Source organism: Thiocapsa rosea (assembly GCF_003634315.1).
GTDB lineage: Bacteria > Pseudomonadota > Gammaproteobacteria > Chromatiales > Chromatiaceae > Thiocapsa > Thiocapsa rosea.
This window is the reverse complement of sequence record NZ_RBXL01000001.1, coordinates 542,501-560,846: the sequence shown is the minus strand read 5'-3', so window position 1 is coordinate 560,846 and position 18,346 is coordinate 542,501. Positions and strand designations below refer to the sequence as shown.

At 62.2% G+C, this 18,346-nt stretch carries 13 protein-coding genes, 1 tRNA gene and 2 rRNA genes (1 of these 16 only partly in view); 10 read left to right on the top strand and 6 right to left on the bottom strand.

Annotation, left to right across the window (positions count from 1 at the left end; all coding sequences use genetic code 11):
* The first annotated feature begins 228 nt into the window (after positions 1 to 228).
* The 5 genes from BDD21_RS02430 (at position 229) to serB (ending at position 5,529) form a co-directional block, all read left to right on the top strand.
* Positions 229 to 510: a hypothetical protein gene (locus BDD21_RS02430; protein WP_120795787.1), complete on the top strand. Its 282-nt coding sequence runs from the start codon at positions 229 to 231 to the stop codon at positions 508 to 510.
* A gap of 376 nt (positions 511 to 886) precedes the next feature.
* The gene (locus tag BDD21_RS02425; protein WP_245969369.1) at positions 887 to 2,248 is read left to right on the top strand and encodes an NAD(P)/FAD-dependent oxidoreductase; all 1,362 of its coding nucleotides are present in this window, start codon (positions 887 to 889) and stop codon (positions 2,246 to 2,248) included.
* A complete protein-coding gene (locus BDD21_RS02420) occupies positions 2,245 to 3,012 on the top strand; it encodes a DUF1365 domain-containing protein (RefSeq protein ID WP_120795786.1) in 768 nt (255 codons plus the stop codon). Before BDD21_RS02425 ends, BDD21_RS02420 begins: the two co-directional genes overlap by 4 nt.
* Positions 3,012 to 4,238 carry an SAM-dependent methyltransferase gene (locus tag BDD21_RS02415; protein ID WP_120795785.1) on the top strand — a complete coding sequence of 409 codons (1,227 nt, stop codon included), beginning with the start codon at positions 3,012 to 3,014 and terminating at the stop codon, positions 4,236 to 4,238. The genes BDD21_RS02420 and BDD21_RS02415 overlap by 1 nt, the downstream gene beginning before the upstream one ends.
* A 34-nt stretch (positions 4,239 to 4,272) precedes the next feature.
* Positions 4,273 to 5,529 (top strand): phosphoserine phosphatase SerB, encoded by a 1,257-nt coding sequence (serB, locus tag BDD21_RS02410; protein ID WP_120795784.1) that lies wholly within the window; start codon positions 4,273 to 4,275, stop codon positions 5,527 to 5,529.
* On the opposite strand, the gene BDD21_RS02405 is transcribed toward serB, so the two are convergent.
* A complete protein-coding gene (locus BDD21_RS02405; protein ID WP_425470205.1) occupies positions 5,504 to 8,314 on the bottom strand; it encodes a bifunctional diguanylate cyclase/phosphodiesterase in 2,811 nt (936 codons plus the stop codon). The genes serB and BDD21_RS02405 overlap by 26 nt on opposite strands.
* A gap of 265 nt (positions 8,315 to 8,579) precedes the next feature.
* On the opposite strand from BDD21_RS02405, the gene BDD21_RS02400 reads away from it, so the two are divergent.
* On the top strand, positions 8,580 to 9,902 hold the full coding sequence (locus BDD21_RS02400; RefSeq protein WP_120799701.1) for an MFS transporter: 1,323 nt from the start codon (positions 8,580 to 8,582) through the stop codon (positions 9,900 to 9,902).
* 138 nt (positions 9,903 to 10,040) lie between these two features.
* On the opposite strand, the gene BDD21_RS02395 is transcribed toward BDD21_RS02400, so the two are convergent.
* Positions 10,041 to 10,117: transfer RNA gene (locus BDD21_RS02395), tRNA-Pro, on the bottom strand.
* A gap of 10 nt (positions 10,118 to 10,127) precedes the next feature.
* Positions 10,128 to 11,096 carry a polyprenyl synthetase family protein gene (locus BDD21_RS02390; protein ID WP_120795782.1) on the bottom strand — a complete coding sequence of 323 codons (969 nt, stop codon included), beginning with the start codon at positions 11,094 to 11,096 and terminating at the stop codon, positions 10,128 to 10,130.
* A 260-nt stretch (positions 11,097 to 11,356) separates the two neighbouring features.
* Here BDD21_RS02390 and rplU point away from each other — a divergent pair, with 260 nt between their 5' ends.
* From rplU to proB, 4 genes are all read left to right on the top strand, one after another.
* Positions 11,357 to 11,671, top strand: a complete 315-nt coding sequence (rplU, locus tag BDD21_RS02385; RefSeq protein ID WP_120795781.1) for a 50S ribosomal protein L21 — start codon at positions 11,357 to 11,359, stop codon at positions 11,669 to 11,671.
* A 13-nt stretch (positions 11,672 to 11,684) separates the two neighbouring features.
* Entirely contained in the window at positions 11,685 to 11,963 is a 279-nt protein-coding gene (gene rpmA / locus BDD21_RS02380; protein ID WP_120795780.1) for a 50S ribosomal protein L27, read from the top strand.
* Positions 11,964 to 12,053: 90 nt separating this feature from the next.
* Positions 12,054 to 13,163: an Obg family GTPase CgtA gene (gene cgtA, locus BDD21_RS02375; RefSeq protein ID WP_120795779.1), complete on the top strand. Its 1,110-nt coding sequence runs from the start codon at positions 12,054 to 12,056 to the stop codon at positions 13,161 to 13,163.
* Positions 13,164 to 13,181: 18 nt separating this feature from the next.
* A complete protein-coding gene (gene proB / locus BDD21_RS02370) occupies positions 13,182 to 14,306 on the top strand; it encodes a glutamate 5-kinase (RefSeq protein WP_120795778.1) in 1,125 nt (374 codons plus the stop codon).
* 232 nt (positions 14,307 to 14,538) lie between these two features.
* Here proB and BDD21_RS02365 read toward each other — a convergent pair whose 3' ends face one another.
* From BDD21_RS02365 to BDD21_RS02355, 3 genes are all read right to left on the bottom strand, one after another.
* Positions 14,539 to 15,675 (bottom strand): DegT/DnrJ/EryC1/StrS family aminotransferase, encoded by a 1,137-nt coding sequence (locus tag BDD21_RS02365; protein WP_120795777.1) that lies wholly within the window; start codon positions 15,673 to 15,675, stop codon positions 14,539 to 14,541.
* A gap of 183 nt (positions 15,676 to 15,858) precedes the next feature.
* Positions 15,859 to 15,974: ribosomal RNA gene (gene rrf, locus BDD21_RS02360) — 5S ribosomal RNA — on the bottom strand.
* Between the two features lie 98 nt (positions 15,975 to 16,072).
* Positions 16,073 to 18,346, bottom strand: a 23S ribosomal RNA gene (locus BDD21_RS02355); it runs 614 nt beyond the window's last position.

Below are 18,346 nucleotides of genomic sequence, written 5' to 3'. Positions count from 1 at the left end.
TTGATTGTTTGACCGGCCGGTAGGGTGGACGAGCGAAAGCGAAGTCCACCGAACCCCGCGCCGGCGTCGCTGGACTGCGCTACGCCTGTCCAACCTATGGCACGACGTGATCGACGTCGCCGGCGTTTTGAGCACGGCCGGTGCCCCCGTGCGCCGCGATCGGTGCGGCCGAGTCAGGACACCGACCGACGTTACGGCGACCGTCGCTCCCACCGATAGACTCGCACAATGGATACAACCGACCCACTTACGGAAACCTTGGTGCTGATCGCATCGGCACCCGAGTCCGCCTCGGCCCTCACGCTCTATGCCCTTGCTTGCACGCTGGAGTATCAACAGGCCGGCTGTTTGTTCAAGCTGACCAAGCTATTGGATCTGCCTGCCGATCACCGACCGCTCGCCTACGGCCTGATGGAGCTTCTGGCCAGCGGCGAGGTGGGTACGGAGCGCTGGATTGCCGCGAAGGCGCGGATGGACGACCTGATCCGCGGAGCGCCCCGGCGCGCGTGATGAACCGTGATGAACTGGGCGGTTCGCGCCGTTCAACTGCCGGATCTAAACCGCGTCCAGAGCGAGATGCTCACTTTCGCGCGAGTTCGACGTTTGGTGCATCCACGGCCCTTAGCGGAGGCGCGGTTTGAAATGATTTATTTTTTAATAAGTTAAACCGCGCCGGCTCCAGCGAACGTCAAGTCCGGCGAGGCCAATCCCATCCAAAAAACATCGCACACCCCGCTGTGCGCGGTTTAGGTTCAAACGTTTTTGTCTCTTCGTCGGTCGTGCTCTTGAGCTGATCGCGCAGCGCGTCAATATTGAACGAAACATGGACAGCCTCAGGTGCTGTTGTCGGCTCTCTACTCGGGATCAATCGGAAGGATCAATTCGGATGTCAGTCAAAACAATCGGGATCGTTGGTGGCGGTATCGGTGGACTCGGTGCCGCTTGGCTGCTGGATTCGCGTTACGAGGTGACCCTGCTCGAGCGCAATGCGTATGTCGGTGGTCACAGCAATACGCTCGAGGTCGCGGACCCGCGCGGGGCCTTTCCGGTGGACACCGGGTTCATGGTCTTCAATCGGCGCAACTATCCGCTGTTGACCGCCATGTTCAAGCATCTCGATGTCGCGACCTATCCGACCAGCATGTCCTTCGCGGCCAGTCTGGAGGGCGGGCGTATCGAGTACGGCGGCGACAGTCTCAATACGCTGTTCGGCGCGCGTACCAATCTACTGGACTGGCGATTTCTGTGGATGGTCAAAGAGATTCTTCGATTCAACGCAGCGGCCAAGAACTTCATCAACTCCAACCCCGGCGACACCCTGACGGTCGGGGATTTCCTGCAGCGCGGTCGTTACTCGGATCGGTTCGCCAGCCACTATCTGCTCCCCATGGCAGCGGCCATTTGGTCCTGTCCCACGCAAGACATGCGCGACTTTCCCTTCCTGAGCTTTGCGCGATTCTTCGCCAACCACGGTCTGCTTGATCTGGTCGATCGTCCGGACTGGGAGACGGTGCGCGGCGGCAGTCGCGCCTACGTTCAGGCGATCCTGGCGCGGTTGCGGGGGCGTTGTCTGGCCGACACACCGGTGCAGCGGGTGCGGCGTCGTGAGCAGGGCGTCGAGGTCGAGACCGCGGCGGGGGAGCGTTTGCACTTCGACGCAGTCGTGATGGGTTGCCACGCCGACGAGGCACTGTCTTTGATCGAGTCCCCAACACCGCTCGAGCGCGACATCCTCGGCGATTTCCGGTATCAGACCAATCAGGTCTTTCTGCACACCGATTCCGGACTGATGCCGAAACGCCGCCGGGTCTGGTCGTCGTGGAACTATATCCAACAGCCGGGGGAGGGCGCCGATCGTCCGGTGACGGTGACCTACTGGATGAACAGCCTTCAGGATCTGCCGTCCGACCGCGATGTCTTCGTCAGTCTCAATCCGCGTGTGGCGCCGCGCAGCGATTTGATTCTCGCCGAGATGACCTACGAGCACCCGATGTTCGACGCGAGTGCCACCGAGGCCCAGCGCCGCATCGGCGAGATCCAAGGCCGCGACCGGATCTGGTTCAGCGGGGCTTATCTGGGATACGGATTCCACGAGGACGGCCTGCGTGCCGCGGTCGATGTGGCGCGCGGGCTCGATGTCCGTCCGCCCTGGGAGACGGCGGCGCCATCCGCTGCAGCGGGCGACGGCGCAGGGGCCGGCTACGCGGCAGGGGCCGGGCCGAGCAGCATGACGGTGTTGCCCTCGTGAGCACGGTTGCCGGTCGAATCATCTTCGGCGATGTCATGCATCGTCGGCTCTTTCCGGTGCGTTATCGCTTCGTCTACCGGGTCTTCAGCATGGTGCTGGATGTCGAGCGGGTCGGCGAGATCGCGCGTGATTGCCGCTGGTTCTCTCATAACCGCTTCAACCTCTTCTCCTTTTACGATCGCGATCACGGCGGGCGCGACGGAGGTGGACTCAAGCCCTGGTTGCTCGAGCGACTGCGCGCGCGCGGGCAAGAGATGGAGATCGCCCGCATCGAGCTGCAGTGTTTTCCGCGCGTGCTCGGATTCGTCTTCAATCCGCTGAGTGTCTGGACCTGCTTCGATCGCTGCGACAGGCCGGTCGCGGTGCTGTGCGAGGTCAACAACACCTTCGGCGAGGCCCACAGCTATCTGTTGCACGAGAAGGGCGCTCCGATGGACTGGCCGATCCGTCACGCGCATCGCAAGGATTTCCACGTCTCGCCTTTTGTCGACATGAACGCCGACTATCACTTCCGGTTTACACGGCAAGGCGATCGTCATGCGATCGTGATCCGCGAATATCAGGACGAGTCCTTGATGCTGGTGGCCGTCCAGCAGGGGATCGCGGAGACGATCACGGACGCCAAGCTGCTGCGCGCCGCCTTCGCCTATCCATTTCTGACGCTGAAGGTTGTCCTTATGATCCATTGGCAGGCTTTGAAGATCTGGCTCAAGGGAGGGCGCTACCATTCCAAGCCGACTCCACCCCTAGAAGAGGTGTCCTGATGTCCGCAGAGGAGTTGATCGAAGAACCTCTCACCCGCCGATGGAGCTGGTCGAGCCGTCTGATCGGCGGGTTTTGTCGGCACCTGGCGTTCGGCCAGCTCTTGGTGCGTTTTCCCGACGGAAGCGCCACGCTGCACCGCGGCCGGTTCCCGGGCGCGAGCGGTGTCATGGAGGTGCAGTCGCCGCTCAAGATGGCCGGGCGGCTGCTCACTCGAGGCGAGGTGGGATTCGGCGAATCCTACGTGGAAGGGCATTGGACGACGCCCGATCTCGCCGCACTGCTCGAGGTGCTCTACGACAATATGGAACATCTGGGCGTGGGGCCGCGCGGGATGCGTTGGTCGCGCCTCTGGGATCGATTGAGCCATCGGCTGCGTGAGAATCACCCCATCAACAGTCGCCGCAACATTGCCCACCACTACGACCTAGGCAACGACTTCTACACACGCTGGCTCGATCCGAGTATGACCTACTCCTCCGCGCTCTTTGCCGACCCGGCGCGGGACAGTCTGGAATCGGCCCAGGAGCGTAAATATCAGCGCTTGCTCGACGCGCTGGACGCCAAACCCGGCGAGCGTATCCTGGAGATCGGCTGCGGCTGGGGCGGTTTCGCGGAGCTGGCGGCACGGCGAGGTCTGCACGTCACCGGCGTGACCCTCTCGCGCGAGCAGCTCGCTTATGCGCGCGAACGCCTCGAGGCCGCCGGTCTCTCCGATCGCGTCGACCTGATGCTTCAGGATTATCGCGACATCGAGGGGCGCTTCGACCACGCGGTCTCGATCGAGATGATGGAGGCGGTGGGCGAAGCCTTCTGGCCGACCTACTACCAGGCGTTGCGGCGGCTGGTGCGGCCGGGCGGTCGTATCGCCTTGCAGGTCATCACCATCAACGAGGACGATTTCCCCGTCTACCGCAAGCAGCCGGACTTCGTTCAGCTCTACATCTTCCCGGGCGGGATGCTGCCCACGCCCGAGCGCATGACGCGCGAGGCGCAGGATGCGGATCTGCTGATTCGCGAGACGGCGTGGTTCGGGCTCGACTATGCCGAAACCCTGCGCCGTTGGCGTCTCGCCTTCCATGCGGTGGATCAGGAGGTGGCTCGTCTCGGATACGATGCGCGTTTTCGACGGATGTGGGACTACTATCTCGCTTACTGCGAGACCGGCTTCAAGACGGGCTGCATCGATCTGACCCAAACCATCCTCGAGGTCCCGGAGCGCAGCTGAACCTTCCGCAGAATCGACGCGCAATGGAAACGGCATGAGCGAGATCGTCCTCATCAACGTCTCGGGCGAGGATCGTCCGGGGATCACCGCAGCCCTCACCGCCATCCTGGCCCGGTATCGGGTGCCGATACTGGATATCGGCCAGTCGACCATCCACAACGCCTTGGCGCTGGGTCTTCTGGTCGAGCTGCCGGCAGACAGCGCATCCTGCCCGGTGTTTCGCGATCTGCTGTTCACCGCTCACGGCATGGGGCTGGATCTCCGGTTTACGCCGGTCGATCCGGACGCCTACGAAGACTGGGTGGCCGAGCAGGGGCAGCCGCGCCATATCCTCACCCTGCTGGGTCGTGAGATCGATTCGGAGCACATTGCGCGGGTTTCCGCCGTCGTTGCCGAATTCGGTCTGAACGTCGATCGGATCTCTCGGCTGACGGGGCGTCTCTCACGGCGTGTGCCGGAGCGCCATCCGCTCGCTTGCGTGGAGCTGTCGGTCCGCGGTGCGGTTGCGGATCTCTCCGAGCTGCACGCGGGTTTGCTCGCGCTGGGGCAGATTCTCGACGTGGACGTGGCCGTGCAGGAGGACGACATCTTTCGACGCAACCGTCGTCTGGTCTGTTTCGATATGGACTCGACCCTGATCCAGACCGAGGTGATCGACGAGTTGGCGAAGGCGGCCGGAGTCGGTCCAGAGGTCGCCGCCATCACGGAGGCCGCGATGCGCGGCGAGCTCGACTTCAAGGAGAGTTTCCGGCGTCGTATCGCGCTGCTCGAAGGCCTCGACGAGTCCGTGCTCGGCGAGATCGCCGCACGCCTGCCCATTACCGAGGGCGCCGATCGACTGATCGCAAGCCTCAAGCAGCTCGGCTACCGTATCGCCATCCTCTCGGGCGGCTTTACCTATTTCGCCGAGCACCTGCAACGTCGATTCGGGATCGACGACGTTTATGCCAACACACTGGAGTTTCGCGACGGCAAACTGACCGGCACGGTCTCGAGCGAGATCATCGACGGGGCGCGCAAGGCCGAGCTTCTCCGCGAGATCGCGGCCCGCGAGGGGATTCGCCTGGAGCAGGTCATCGCCGTGGGCGATGGTGCCAACGATCTGCCGATGCTGGCGATCGCCGGGCTCGGAATCGCCTTTCATGCCAAGCCGATCGTCACCAAGCAGGCGCGTCACGCCATCGCGAACGTCGGGCTCGACGGGATCCTCTATCTGCTCGGGATGCGCGACCGCGACCTCGAGCGGCTCGCCAGAGGGGCGCTGCTCAACCCCGGCCGATCGGTCTTATGAACGCATCGGCGTCGGGCCGAATGAACCCGGCGACCAGGTGTCGCTCGATTGCCTCGGCCTCCATCGGAGGCGCGAACCACATCCCTTGTCCGCATTTGCAGCCCATCGCCGCCAGGCGCTCGGCCTGCTTGCGGGTCTCGACACCCTCTGCCACCGTATCGAGCTTGAGTGCATGCGCGACGGCGAGCAACGCCTGAATGGTTTCGACGGCATCGGGGTTGTCGTCGAGCTCGCGGACGAATTGGCGATCGATCTTGAGTGTGCTCACCGCGGACCGACGCAGATAGGTCAATGACGAGAAGCCGGTGCCGAAGTCGTCGAGAACGAGCCGAACGCCGAGATCCCGGAGCATGGCGATCTGGGTCCGGTAATGCTCGCCGTACTCCATCATCGCGGTCTCGGTGAGCTCGAGCTCGAGTCGGGCGGGGTCCAGCCCCGTCTCCTGGGCCGTCGCGAGCACGTCATCGGCGAGACAGCCGGCGCGGACCTGCTGGGGCGAGACATTGATGCTGACCCGACCGAAGGCGAGTCCTCGGTCATGCCAGCCGCGCGCCTCGCGTGCGGCCGTGCTCAGCACCCAGCTGCCGAGGACATGAAACAGCCCGCGGCGCTCGGCGAGATGCACGAAATCCCCCGGCGGCAGAACCCCCTCCACCGGATGGCGCCAGCGCACCAGGGCCTCGACCGCCGTGATCCGTCCGCTCGCGAGCTCGACCTGCGGCTGATAGTGCAAAAAGAGCTCGCCGCTGCGTACGGCCTCGTCGATCCGATCCGTGAGGGCGGCATCGCGGCGGACCTGCCGTGTCATGGCGTCGGTATGGAATGCGTAGCCGCCGCGTCCGTTGTTCTTGGCCTTGTAGAGGGCGACATCGGCACGGCCGAGGAGGGTTTCCAGGTCGATATCCGGCTTGGGGACGAAGACGACACCGACGCTCGCCCCGCAGTTGATGGCATGGCCGTCGATCGAATAGGGTCGAGACAGTTGCTCGACGATCTTTGCCGCCAAGGTGGCTGCATCGGCGATGCTCTGAGCATCGGGTTGGATCACGGCGAACTCGTCGCCGCCGAATCGCGCGACCGTGTCCATCCCGCGCACGAGGGCCGACAGGCGCTGGGCAACCTCCTTCAAGAGCAAATCGCCCACGGGATGACCCAGGGTGTCGTTGACCTCTTTGAAGCGGTCGAGATCGAGAAAGTGCAGAGCAAAGCCGCGATCGGCGCGCCGCACCGAGGTCAGTCGCTTGGCGAGCTGACTCTTGAACAGGGCGCGATTGGGTAGGCCGGTGAGGCTGTCGTAGTAGGCGAGGCGCAGGATCTGCTCCTCGTTGCGTTTGCGTTCGGTGATGTCGTGGAAGGTGACGACAACACCCATCGCGGAGTCGCCGACGCGGATCGGTGTTGCGCGATACTCGACGGGAAACGCCGAGCCGTCGTGTCGCTGCAGGACTTCGTCGCTGACCACGATGTCTTTGCCGGTATGCATGACCGAGAGCATTCGGCACCGGGTGGCGTCGCGGTCGCCTTCGTCGGGGTCGTCATGGGTGACGGCCGGGCAGGGTTTGCCGACCAGATCGGCCGGGTCGTATCCCAACAGGCGTGCGCCCGTGGGATTGATGAAGGTGGTGACACCGTCCGGGTCGAGTCCGAACACCCCCTCGCTGGTCGACTCCAACAGGAGCCGCGCGCGCTCCTCGGCGGCGATGCGTGCCGCGCGATCGCGCGCTTGCTGCAAGGCGACGGCCACCAGCGCCGCGCCTTGCGCGATATAAATCAGCTGCTCCGCGTCGGGTTTGCCGGGGGCTCGCGAATAGATATCGAAGGTCCCCAAGATGTCCCCGCCGGCATCGCGAATCGGCTCGGACCAGAAACCGCGGACACCGGTCTCCTCCGTGATGCCTGCCAGCGACTGCCAATAGGGATGATAGAGGACGTCGGCGATCACGAGGGGCTCGCCGATCGGGTGCGGAGTCGCCCCCTTGGCCGGGTCGTCCGTCAGGCGGTCGATCGCCTCGACAAGCCGATCCGGAAGACTCGGGGCCGTGCCGACACGCAGGCGGTGGGTGGCGCTGTCCATCAGCATGATCGAGCACATGAGGCTCTGGTCGAGCGCCTCGATCGATGCGGCGATCGCGTCGAGCGCCTCTTGCACGGGAGCGCCTTCGGCGATCAACTGCATGATGTGAATACGGCTTTCCTGGAGCATCCAGGCGCGTCGGTTCTCGGTGACATCGCGCACGGTTCCCGTCATATAGACGGGACGACCTTGCTCGCGGGTCAGCGTTGCGCGCCCGTGGAGGTAGCGTACCTCGCCGTCGGGTAGCAGGATCCTATGCTCGCAGTCGTAATCCCCGGTTCCGAGGATGGCGGCTCGAACCCTATCCTCGACCCGCGCGCGGTCTTCCGGGTGAACGCAGTCGAGGAAGCTTCTGTAATTCCCGGGGAAGCCATCGGGCGGTACGGCGAAGATGCGATAAACCTCGGCGGACCATTCGAGTCGGTCGTTCTCGGCATCCCACTCCCAGGTTCCGAGATGCCCGAGCCGTTGTGTCTCTTCGACCAGACGCTCGCTCCGGGCCAAGCGCCCTTCGAGCCCGGCGTGCGCCGCTTGCGTCTGTGCGATCCGTGCGGCGATGTCGCCTCGGAGGCGGCGTTCACGCCACGCTGCAACGACGGCCACTGCAGCCAGAAGGGCCAGTGCTCCGCCCGTGCCTGCCCCGATAGAGGCGGACGAGGACACAGACGGCTCGGCTGCCGAGGCCAGTGTCGGCAGCCATAGCGCCGACAACCACATCCATCGAGCCGAAGGGGGCGAAGCGATCGGTAACTCTGGCCTCTTGTCCATTCGGGCATCAAATAAGGTTGAGTGTTGTGAATCGGGCGTGTTTCCCGAACCGGGTCGTGCCGTTCTCGCGAACCGGCTCGGCACCGGCACTGTGTTCGTGAATCTTCGCAGGGCCGACCTGCAACCGGAGTATCCGCATCCATCGCCTGATGGGATAATGCCGGCCCGACCGTCCAAACCGCAATGGCTCATCGCCGGAGATCCGCAGATGCCCGACCTCGACCGGACCTACCGGATCGGCCCGATCCACCTGGCGCCGTCCGTCCTGCCTCGGAACGGCTGGACCTTTTTGGTTGCGGCGTTTTTCTCGATCGGACTGATGATCTTCATCTCCATCGGTCAGACCTACATCCTCAACGAGCATCTCGGTGTTCCGGAGTCGACGCAGGGCGCGATCAGCGGCCAGCTTGTCTTCCTGACCGAGATCGTCACCCTGTTGCTGTTTTTGCCGGCCGGCATCCTCATGGACCGGATCGGGCGTCGAGGGGTCTACGCGGCGGGATTTCTGGTCCTGGCCTTGACCTATGTCCTCTATCCGTTGGCGGAGTCGGTCGAGGCGCTTTATGTCTATCGGGTTCTCTATGCGATCGGCGTGGTCGCGGTCGCGGGCGGGTTGTCGACCGTCCTTGCCGATTATCCGGCAGAACGTTCCCGCGGCAAGTTGGTGGCCATCGTCGGTGTCATGAGCGGCTTGGGTGTCGTGCTCATCAGTCAGGGTCTCGGTGCCATGCCGAAGGTCTTCACCGGCGCGGGCTTCGACGGCGTCACCGCGGGCAGGTTGACCCATTTCATCGTTGCGGGTCTTGCAGTCGCGGTTGCCCTGTTGCTCCTCTGGGGCCTTAAGCCAGGTGTGCCTGTGCGTCTCCAGGACCGCCCGAGCGTGCGCGAGCTCTTGGTCGGCGGTTTTGCGCACGGGCGCAATCCACGCATCCTCCTGGCCTATTCGTCTGCATTCATCGCACGCGGCGACCAATCGGTCAACGCGATCTTCCTCGTCCTTTGGGGCACCTTGGCGGCCAAGGCGACCGGCATGGAGTCCGCCTCGGCGGTGATGAGCGGAACCCTGATCTTCGTGATGGCGCAGGTCTCGGCACTCGTCTGGGCGCCCGTTCTCGGCCCGCTGCTCGACCGGATCGACAGGGTCACCGGCCTCGCGATCTGCATGGCGCTGGCGGCCTTGGGCAATCTCAGTCTGTTGGCGCTCGAGGATCCGCTCTCCTCCTATGGTCCGATCTTCTTTATCCTGCTCGGGATCGGCCAGATCAGTGTCTATCTCGGCGGTCAATCCTTGATCGGCCAGGAAGCCCCGGCCGGGCAGCGGGGCTCGGTGCTCGGCGCCTTCAACGTCGCCGGCGCGATCGGTATTCTCTTGATTACGCCGGTTGGCGGATATCTGTTCGATCGGGTCGATCCGCGTGCACCCTTCATCGTGGTCGGCGTGATCAATGTCCTGCTGGTCTTTGCGAGCATCTATGTTCGGATGAGGCACTCACCCGAATCGCAACACGCAAGCGCTTCGGAGCGAGCCTAAAGCGCGCCGGTTGCGGTATGCGTAGTTTGTCGGAGCTGGCGCGGTTTAAGTCCCCGCGGGTACCGATCTACCGGCGGGGCATAAAATAAGGTCGCACAAAAAAGCCGGCTTGAGCCGGCTTTTTTGTAACCTGTATTTTGGTCGGGGTGACTGGATTCGAACCAGCGACTTCTGCCTCCCGAAGACAGCGCTCTACCAAGCTGAGCTACACCCCGAAATGGTTCCTCAATGTTTACGGTCGACCGAGAAATCGGCCAGTGTTGCCATGGCATCCCTGGCGGGACAGGGCGGCAACGCATTTAACGATCGCTTTGCTCGATCCGCGAAGTCTTCCGCAAGCCGCGTAGTATAGGTAATGGCATCGGTCGACGCAATCGCCTCCACGACGGATTCCATGTGCTTGCGGCCGCCTTCTTCGATGGCCTTGCGCAGCAATGCCTTCTGCTCGGGTGTTCCGACTTCCATCGCGCGAATGACCGGGAGGGTCGGTTTGCCTTCATCGAGGTCATCGCCGACATTCTTGCCCAGCTCGGCGTTTGCCGGACTGTAATCCAGCGCGTCGTCGATGAGCTGGAAGGCGATCCCGAGGTTCAGGCCGTAGCTCGCCGCGGCTTCTTCGACGCCGGGGCTCGATCCGGCGAGTACGGCGCCGAGTCGCACGCCCGCTTCGAACAGCGTCGCCGTCTTGCGGGTGATGACTTCCATATAGCGGGTCTGATCCGTGTCGGGGTCGTGCGTATTCAGGAGTTGAAGCACCTCGCCTTCGGCGATCCGGTTGGTCGCATGCGAGAGGATGTCCATGACCCGCATATTCCCGACATCGACCATCATCTCGAAGGCGCGGGAGTAGAGGAAGTCCCCGACCAGTACGCTGGCGTCGTTGCCCCAGACGACATTGGCCGTCTCGCGGTTGCGTCTGAGCTCGGAGGCATCCACCACATCGTCATGCAGGAGCGTCGCGGTGTGGATAAACTCCACGACGGCCGCCAGGTCGATGTGCCGCTCGCCGGAATATCCGCAAGCGCGCGATGCGAGCAGGACAGACAGCGGGCGCAATCGCTTGCCGCCGCTGTTGACGATGTAGCTGCCGATTTGATTGATCAGCACCACGTCTGACCGGAGTCGACGCAGGATCAAGGCGTCAACGGCCTTGACGTCTTCGGCGACGGGTTGTCGGAGCGCGGTGATATCCATGAGGTGTCTATGGACTGACTGATCGTGGCGGCGGATGCTAGGTGTGGGATGGGGGTCTGTCAAGTCGGAGGCGGGTTGCGAGGCCCCGTACTTTGGATTCCCCTGCGGTTTGGCCGGCACAACGGTCGCGGCGCGGTGTCGCTTGCCGATGCGGCTCCGCAAACGGTCTTGACCGGGTGTTAACCATCGAGTAGTATTCCGCTTCTTTTGTTTCGGCGCCAGTCGCCGATCTCGCCGAATGGTTTTGGGGATCTTCAGACATGTACGCGGTCATTCAAACCGGTGGCAAACAATACCGGGTTTCAGAAGGCGACACCGTCAAAGTAGAAAAGATTTTGGCGGAGCAGGGCGCTGTCGTCGACTTCGATCAGGTCCTTCTGGTGGCCGACGGGGACGATGTCAAGGTCGGCAAGCCCTATGTCGAAGGCGTCAAGGTCAGCGCAACGGTCGAAAGCCACGGGCGTGCGAAGAAGGTCATGATCGTGAAGTTTCGGCGGCGCAAGCACCATCTGAAACGCCAGGGCCATCGTCAATCGTTTACCGCCCTGAAGATTACGGCGATCAGCGCCGGCTGAAGAGGAGACTCCCATGGCACATAAGAAAGCTGGCGGCAGCTCGCGCAACGGGCGTGATTCGGAATCCAAGCGACTCGGCGTCAAGGTCTTCGGTGGGCAGGTCGTCAAGGCCGGAGCCATCATCGTGCGCCAACGCGGTACCCGATTCCACAGCGGGGTCAACGTCGGCTGCGGACGTGACCATACGCTCTTCGCTCTTCGCGACGGGGTTGTGACCTTTGTCGAGCAGGGGCCGAAGAATCGGAAGTTCGTGACGGTGGTCGAAAAGCCTGCGAGCGTCGGCTCGGTCTGATCGGTTCGGGCGCTACCCATCGCAACGGGCACGCGAGCCTCGCCGTTTCGGCGGGGCTCTTTTCGTTTCAGCGATGAGGTTGTTTGAGTTATGAAATTCGTCGACGAGGCGTTCATTCGGGTCGAGGCAGGAGACGGCGGCAGCGGCTGCGTCAGTTTTCGTCGCGAGAAATACATCCCGAAGGGCGGACCCAACGGCGGCGACGGGGGCAACGGCGGCAGCGTCCACCTCGTCGCCGACGTCAACCTGAATACCCTGGTCGATCTGCGTTACCAACGCGTGCATCGCGCGGAGCGGGGGCAGAACGGCAGGAGCCGGGACATGACCGGGCGTGCGGGCGCTGATCTCGTTATCCGGGTCCCGGTCGGGACGCGCGTCTTCGAGCGCGAGACCGGGGAGTTGATCGGCGAGCTCTTGGAGTCCGGCCAACAGATGTTGGTTGCCCAAGGCGGCTTTCACGGCATCGGGAACGCGCGCTTCAAATCCAGCACCAATCGAACCCCGAGACAGTTCACCCCGGGGACACCGGGCGAGCGCAGAGACCTCCAGCTCGAGCTGATTCTGCTCGCGGATGTCGGCTTGCTCGGTTTCCCGAATGCAGGCAAATCCTCGCTGATTCGCCAGGTCTCCAGTGCGCGCCCCAAAGTCGCGGACTATCCCTTTACGACGCTTTATCCCAACCTCGGTGTGGTGCGGCTCGGTCGCGACCGCAGCTTCGTGATTGCCGACATTCCCGGCGTGATCGAGGGTGCGGCGGACGGTGCGGGGCTGGGGAGCCACTTTCTCAAACATCTCTCCCGCACACGCTTTCTGTTGCACCTGGTGGATGTCGCCCCGTTGGACGACGCGGTAGACCCCGTCGAGCAGGTTCGCAAGATCGAGGCGGAACTCTCCGCGTTCGGTGAAGGACTCGCGCTCAAGGAGCGTTGGTTGGTGCTCAACAAGATCGACCGCCTCCTCCCCGAAGAGTACGCGGCGCAGCGCGAGAAGATCATCTCGCGACTCGAGTGGACATTGCCCGTCTACGGGATCTCCGCAATGACGGGGGAGGGTACGGCGGCGCTGATGGGTGATCTGATGAGTCGATTGGAGGCGTTGGCTGCGGAAAGAGCTGCCGCAGAGCAGGCAGGCGGAGATCGCGCGAGGGGCGCCGATGCCGATCCCGCACCACTCGAGACCGATTGGCATCCGCTCGACTGAACCGGTTGGACCTTTCCTATGATTTCACGCGCCATGATCCCCTTCACGCGTCGATGGGTCGTGAAGATCGGAAGTGCATTGTTGACCCGCGACGGCGCAGGACTCGAGCGCAGTATGCTGGCCCCCTGGGTCGAGCAGATCAGCGCGCGCCGAATGGCGGGCAACGAGGTGGTTCTGGTGTCTTCCGGTGCTGTCGCCGAGGGGATGGCACGGATGGGCTGGCAGGCGCGTCCCAAGGCGCTCCATGCGCTGCAGGCGGCCGCTGCGATCGGGCAGATGGGACTCGTGCGCGCGTATGAAGACTGTTTTCAAGCGCGCGGACTGCACACCGCCCAAGTGCTCCTGACACATGACGATCTGGCTGATCGCGCCCGGTATCTCAATGCCCGCAGTACCCTTCGGACCCTGCTCAAGCTCGGTGTGATTCCCGTCATCAACGAGAACGATACGGTTGCAACCGACGAGTTGCGCTTCGGCGACAACGATACCTTGGCGGCTCTGGTCGCTAACCTGATCCAGGCCGACCTTCTGATTCTCCTGACCGATCAAGATGGCCTATTCGACCGGGATCCGCGCGCTCACGCCGATGCTTGCTTGATTCCCGAGACTCGGGTCGACGATCCGCAACTCGATCAGGTCGCCGGAGGTAGCGTCACGGGTTTGGGTACGGGCGGAATGATCACGAAGGTCCGTGCGGCTCGTCTTGCCGCGCGCTCGGGTACGCCGACGGTGATCGCGCCCGGGCGTGGAGAAGACGTCCTGAGACGGATCGGAGAAGGGGAGGGCGTCGGCACCCTGTTGGTGCCCTTCCAGGGCCCTCAGGCGGCGCGCAAGCAGTGGTTGGCCGGCCACCTACAAGTCCGTGGTCGTCTCACGCTCGACGTCGGCGCGGTCAATGCATTACGCGAGAAGGGGAAAAGTCTACTCGCCGTGGGTGTGAAAGAGGTGCAAGGCGCCTTTAACCGTGGCGAGGTTGTTGCCTGTGTCGATGAATCGGGCCGCGAAGTGGCGCGCGGTTTGGTCAACTACGATGTGCAGGAAGTTGCGCGAGTCAAAGGTCAGCCGTCGAGCCGATTCGAGGTGATCCTCGGCTATCTCGACGAGGAGGAGTTGATCCATCGCGACAATCTGGTGTTGCTTTAAACCGCGTCCAGAGCGAGATGCTGACTTTCGAGTGAGTTCGACGTTTGGTGCATCCACGGCCCTTAGCGGGGACGCGGTTTAAAAATTTATATTTTTCAAAACTTTAAACCGCTCAGCGTCCGACGGTCGTCGGAGCCTGAGCGGCAAGCGAATCCAACAAATTACGCTTACCGCACCGGCCGCGGTTTAGGTCTTCGATTGCTTTCCTTCAATCCCCCCTCGTCGCCCGACCTTACCTGGTGCCGAGTCCGGTTGCCTTGGCGACCGCATCGGCGATCCGGATTTGATCCTCGTCCGACAGATACGGGTGCATCGGGAGACTGATGACCCGCTGTGCTACGCGTGCGCTGACAGGGGTGCCGAATCGCTCCAGGCTTGGTTGAAACACGGGTTGGTCGTTCAAGGGGACGGGGTAGTGTACCGCCGTCGGAATCCCTTCGGCCGCCAATGCCTCGGCGACGCGATCGCGCTCGTCGATCTGAATGGTGTACTGCGCATAGACCGACTCGTTGCCCGGTGCGATGAATGGCGTCAAGACGCCGCCTCCGGCAACAGCCTCACTCGACACCGCCCCATGAGCCTGAAGCAACTCGGAATAGCGCGCTCCGATTCGGGCTCGTGCATCGATCTCGTTCACGAACAGCGGTAGCTTCGCCAGCAGAATGGCCGCCTGAAGCGTGTCGATGCGGGCATTCAAGCCGACACGCGGATGGTGATAACGGCGATCTTGACCGTGATTTCGGATCTCCTTCAGCCTTTTCGCCGTTTCATCGTCGTTCGTGAAGCAGGCCCCCGCGTCGCCGTATGCCCCCAGCGGCTTGGACGGGAAGAAGGACGTGCAGCCGATCGAGGACAGAGCACAGGACCGCTTTCCTTTGTACGTGGCTCCGAAGCTCTGAGCGGCGTCTTCGATTACGGGCAGGCGATGCCGTGCGGCGATCTCGTTGATGGCGTCCATGTCTGCGCATTGGCCGTAGAGAGAAACCGGCATGATGGCGCGGGTCCGTCCGGTGATGGCCTCTTCGATCCGGGCAGGGTCGATGTTGTAGGTCACGGGGTCGATGTCGACGAAGACCGGGCGCACGCCGAGCAGCGCGATCATCTCGCCGGTCGCGATGAAGGTGAACGGGGTCGTGATAACCTCGTCGCCCCGACCGATCTCCAACGCCATCATGGCCGCGAGCAACGCGTCTGTTCCGCTCGAAAGACCGATGCAGTGGCGCGTGCCGACGAAGGCCGCGAGCGCGATTTCCAGCGCTTCGATTTCAGGTCCCATGATGTACTGTCCGTGCTCCAGGACAGCATGAATACGGGCCTTCACGTCGTCTTCGATCAGTCGATACTGTGACTTCAAGTCGATGAATTGCATTCGTTCCGCCTTAAACCGCGCTCAGCACGGCATGCGATGTTTTTGGATGGGATCGGCCCCGGCAGACTTGACGACTGCTGGAGTCGGCGCGGTTTAAGATCAGGATACCGGGTTTCTGTCGAGCCGTCTTTTCCGCGCGCATAAAAAAAACCCCCGTCGTGGGACGGGGGTTTCGGGGTAAGGCCCTGGCGGTGACCTACGTTCGCATGGGGAGGCCCCACACTATCATCGGCGAGACACCGTTTCACGTCTGAGTTCGGGATGGGATCAGGTGGTTCCAGTGTTCTATGGCCGCCAGGAAAACGGGCGGTCGCGCCCCGCTCGGGGACGCGTCCTGTTCGGTGAGATCGTTGCTGTGCGAGGTGTCGACACCCGGCGCAACGCGCTTGGGTGTTATATGGTCAAGCCACACGGTCAATTAGTACAGGTTAGCTTCACCCATTACTGGACGTCCACATCCTGCCTATCAACGTCGTCGTCTTCAACGGACCTTCAGAGGCATCAAGTGCCTAGGGAGACCTCATCTCGGGAGGGGCTTCCCGCTTAGATGCTTTCAGCGGTTATCCCGTCCGAACATAGCTACCCGGCAGTGCCACTGGCGTGACAACCGGAACACCAGGGGTTCGTCCACTCCGGTCCTCTCGTACTAGGAGCAGCTTCCCTCAAGTCTCCAACGCCCACGGCAGATAGGGACCGAACTGTCTCACGACGTTCTAAACCCAGCTCGCGTACCACTTTAAATGGCGAACAGCCATACCCTTGGGACCGACTTCAGCCCCAGGATGTGATGAGCCGACATCGAGGTGCCAAACACCGCCGTCGATATGAACTCTTGGGCGGTATCAGCCTGTTATCCCCGGAGTACCTTTTATCCGTTGAGCGATGGCCCTTCCATACAGAACCACCGGATCACTAAGACCTACTTTCGTACCTGCTCGACGTGTGCGTCTCGCAGTCAAGCACCCTTATGCCTTTGCACTAAACTCCCGATTTCCGACCGGGATTAGGGTACCTTCGTGCTCCTCCGTTACGCTTTGGGAGGAGACCGCCCCAGTCAAACTACCCACCATGCACTGTCCCTGACCCGGATCACGGGTCGAGGTTAGAACGTCAAACAGACCAGGGTGGTATTTCAAGGTCGGCTCCACGGCAACTGGCGTCACCGCTTCAAAGCCTCCCACCTATCCTACACAAGTCGGTTCAACGTCCAGTGCAAAGCTGTAGTAAAGGTTCACGGGGTCTTTCCGTCTAGCCGCGGGTACTCGGCATCTTAACCGAGATTTCAATTTCACTGAGTCTCTGGTGGAGACAGCGCCGCCATCGTTACGCCATTCGTGCAGGTCGGAACTTACCCGACAAGGAATTTCGCTACCTTAGGACCGTTATAGTTACGGCCGCCGTTTACCGGGGCTTCGATCAAGAGCTTCTCCGAAGATGACCCCATCACTTAACCTTCCGGCACCGGGCAGGCGTCACACCCTATACGTCCGCTTACGCGTTTGCAGAGTGCTGTGTTTTTAATAAACAGTCGCAGCGGCCTGGTCACTGCAACCCCTCTCGGCTCCGGCCGCAAGGACCTTCACCTGACAGGGGCGTACCTTCTCCCGAAGTTACGGTACTATTTTGCCTAGTTCCTTCACCAGAGTTCTCTCAAGCGCCTTGGGATTCTCACCCTGCCCACCTGTGTCGGTTTGGGGTACGGTCACACCGAACCTGAAGCTTAGAGGCTTTTCCTGGAAGCATGGCATCAACCACTTCGTCCCCGTAGGAACTCGTCGTCACGTCTCGACATTGAACCCCCGGATTTGCCTAAGGGTCCTGCCTACACGCTTAAACCGGACACCAACTGCCGGCTGGCCTAGCCTTCTCCGTCCCCCCATCGCAGTTCGGTCTGGTGCAGGAATATTAACCTGCTTCCCATCGACTACGCCTCTCGGCCTCGCCTTAGGGGCCGACTCACCCTGCGCCGATGAACGTTGCGCAGGAAACCTTGGGCTTTCGGCGAGGGGGATTTTCACCCCCTTGGTCGTTACTCATGTCAGCATTCGCACTTCCGATACCTCCAGCATGCCTTGCAGCACACCTTCAACGGCCTACGGAACGCTCCCCTACCATGCGCATAAATGCGCATCCGCAGCTTCGGTACATGGCTTAAGCCCCGTTACATCTTCCGCGCAGGCCGACTCGACCAGTGAGCTATTACGCTTTCTTTAAAGGATGGCTGCTTCTAAGCCAACCTCCTGGCTGTCTGGGCCTTCCCACATCGTTTCCCACTGAGCCATGATTTAGGGACCTTAGCTGGCGGTCTGGGTTGTTTCCCTTTTGACGACGGACGTTAGCACCCGCCGTCTGTCTCCCGTGATTGCACTTGCCGGTATTCGGAGTTTGCATCGGTTTGGTAAGCCGGGATGGCCCCCTAGCCGAAACAGTGCTCTACCCCCGGCAGTGATACACGAGGCGCTACCTAAATAGCTTTCGGGGAGAACCAGCTATCTCCGGGCTTGATTAGCCTTTCACTCCGACCCACAGCTCATCCGAATCTTTTTCAACAGATCCCGGTTCGGGCCTCCAGCGCGTGTTACCGCGCCTTCACCCTGGCCATGGGTAGATCGCCCGGTTTCGGGTCTACTCCCAGCGACTGATTCGCCCTGTTCAGACTCGCTTTCGCTAC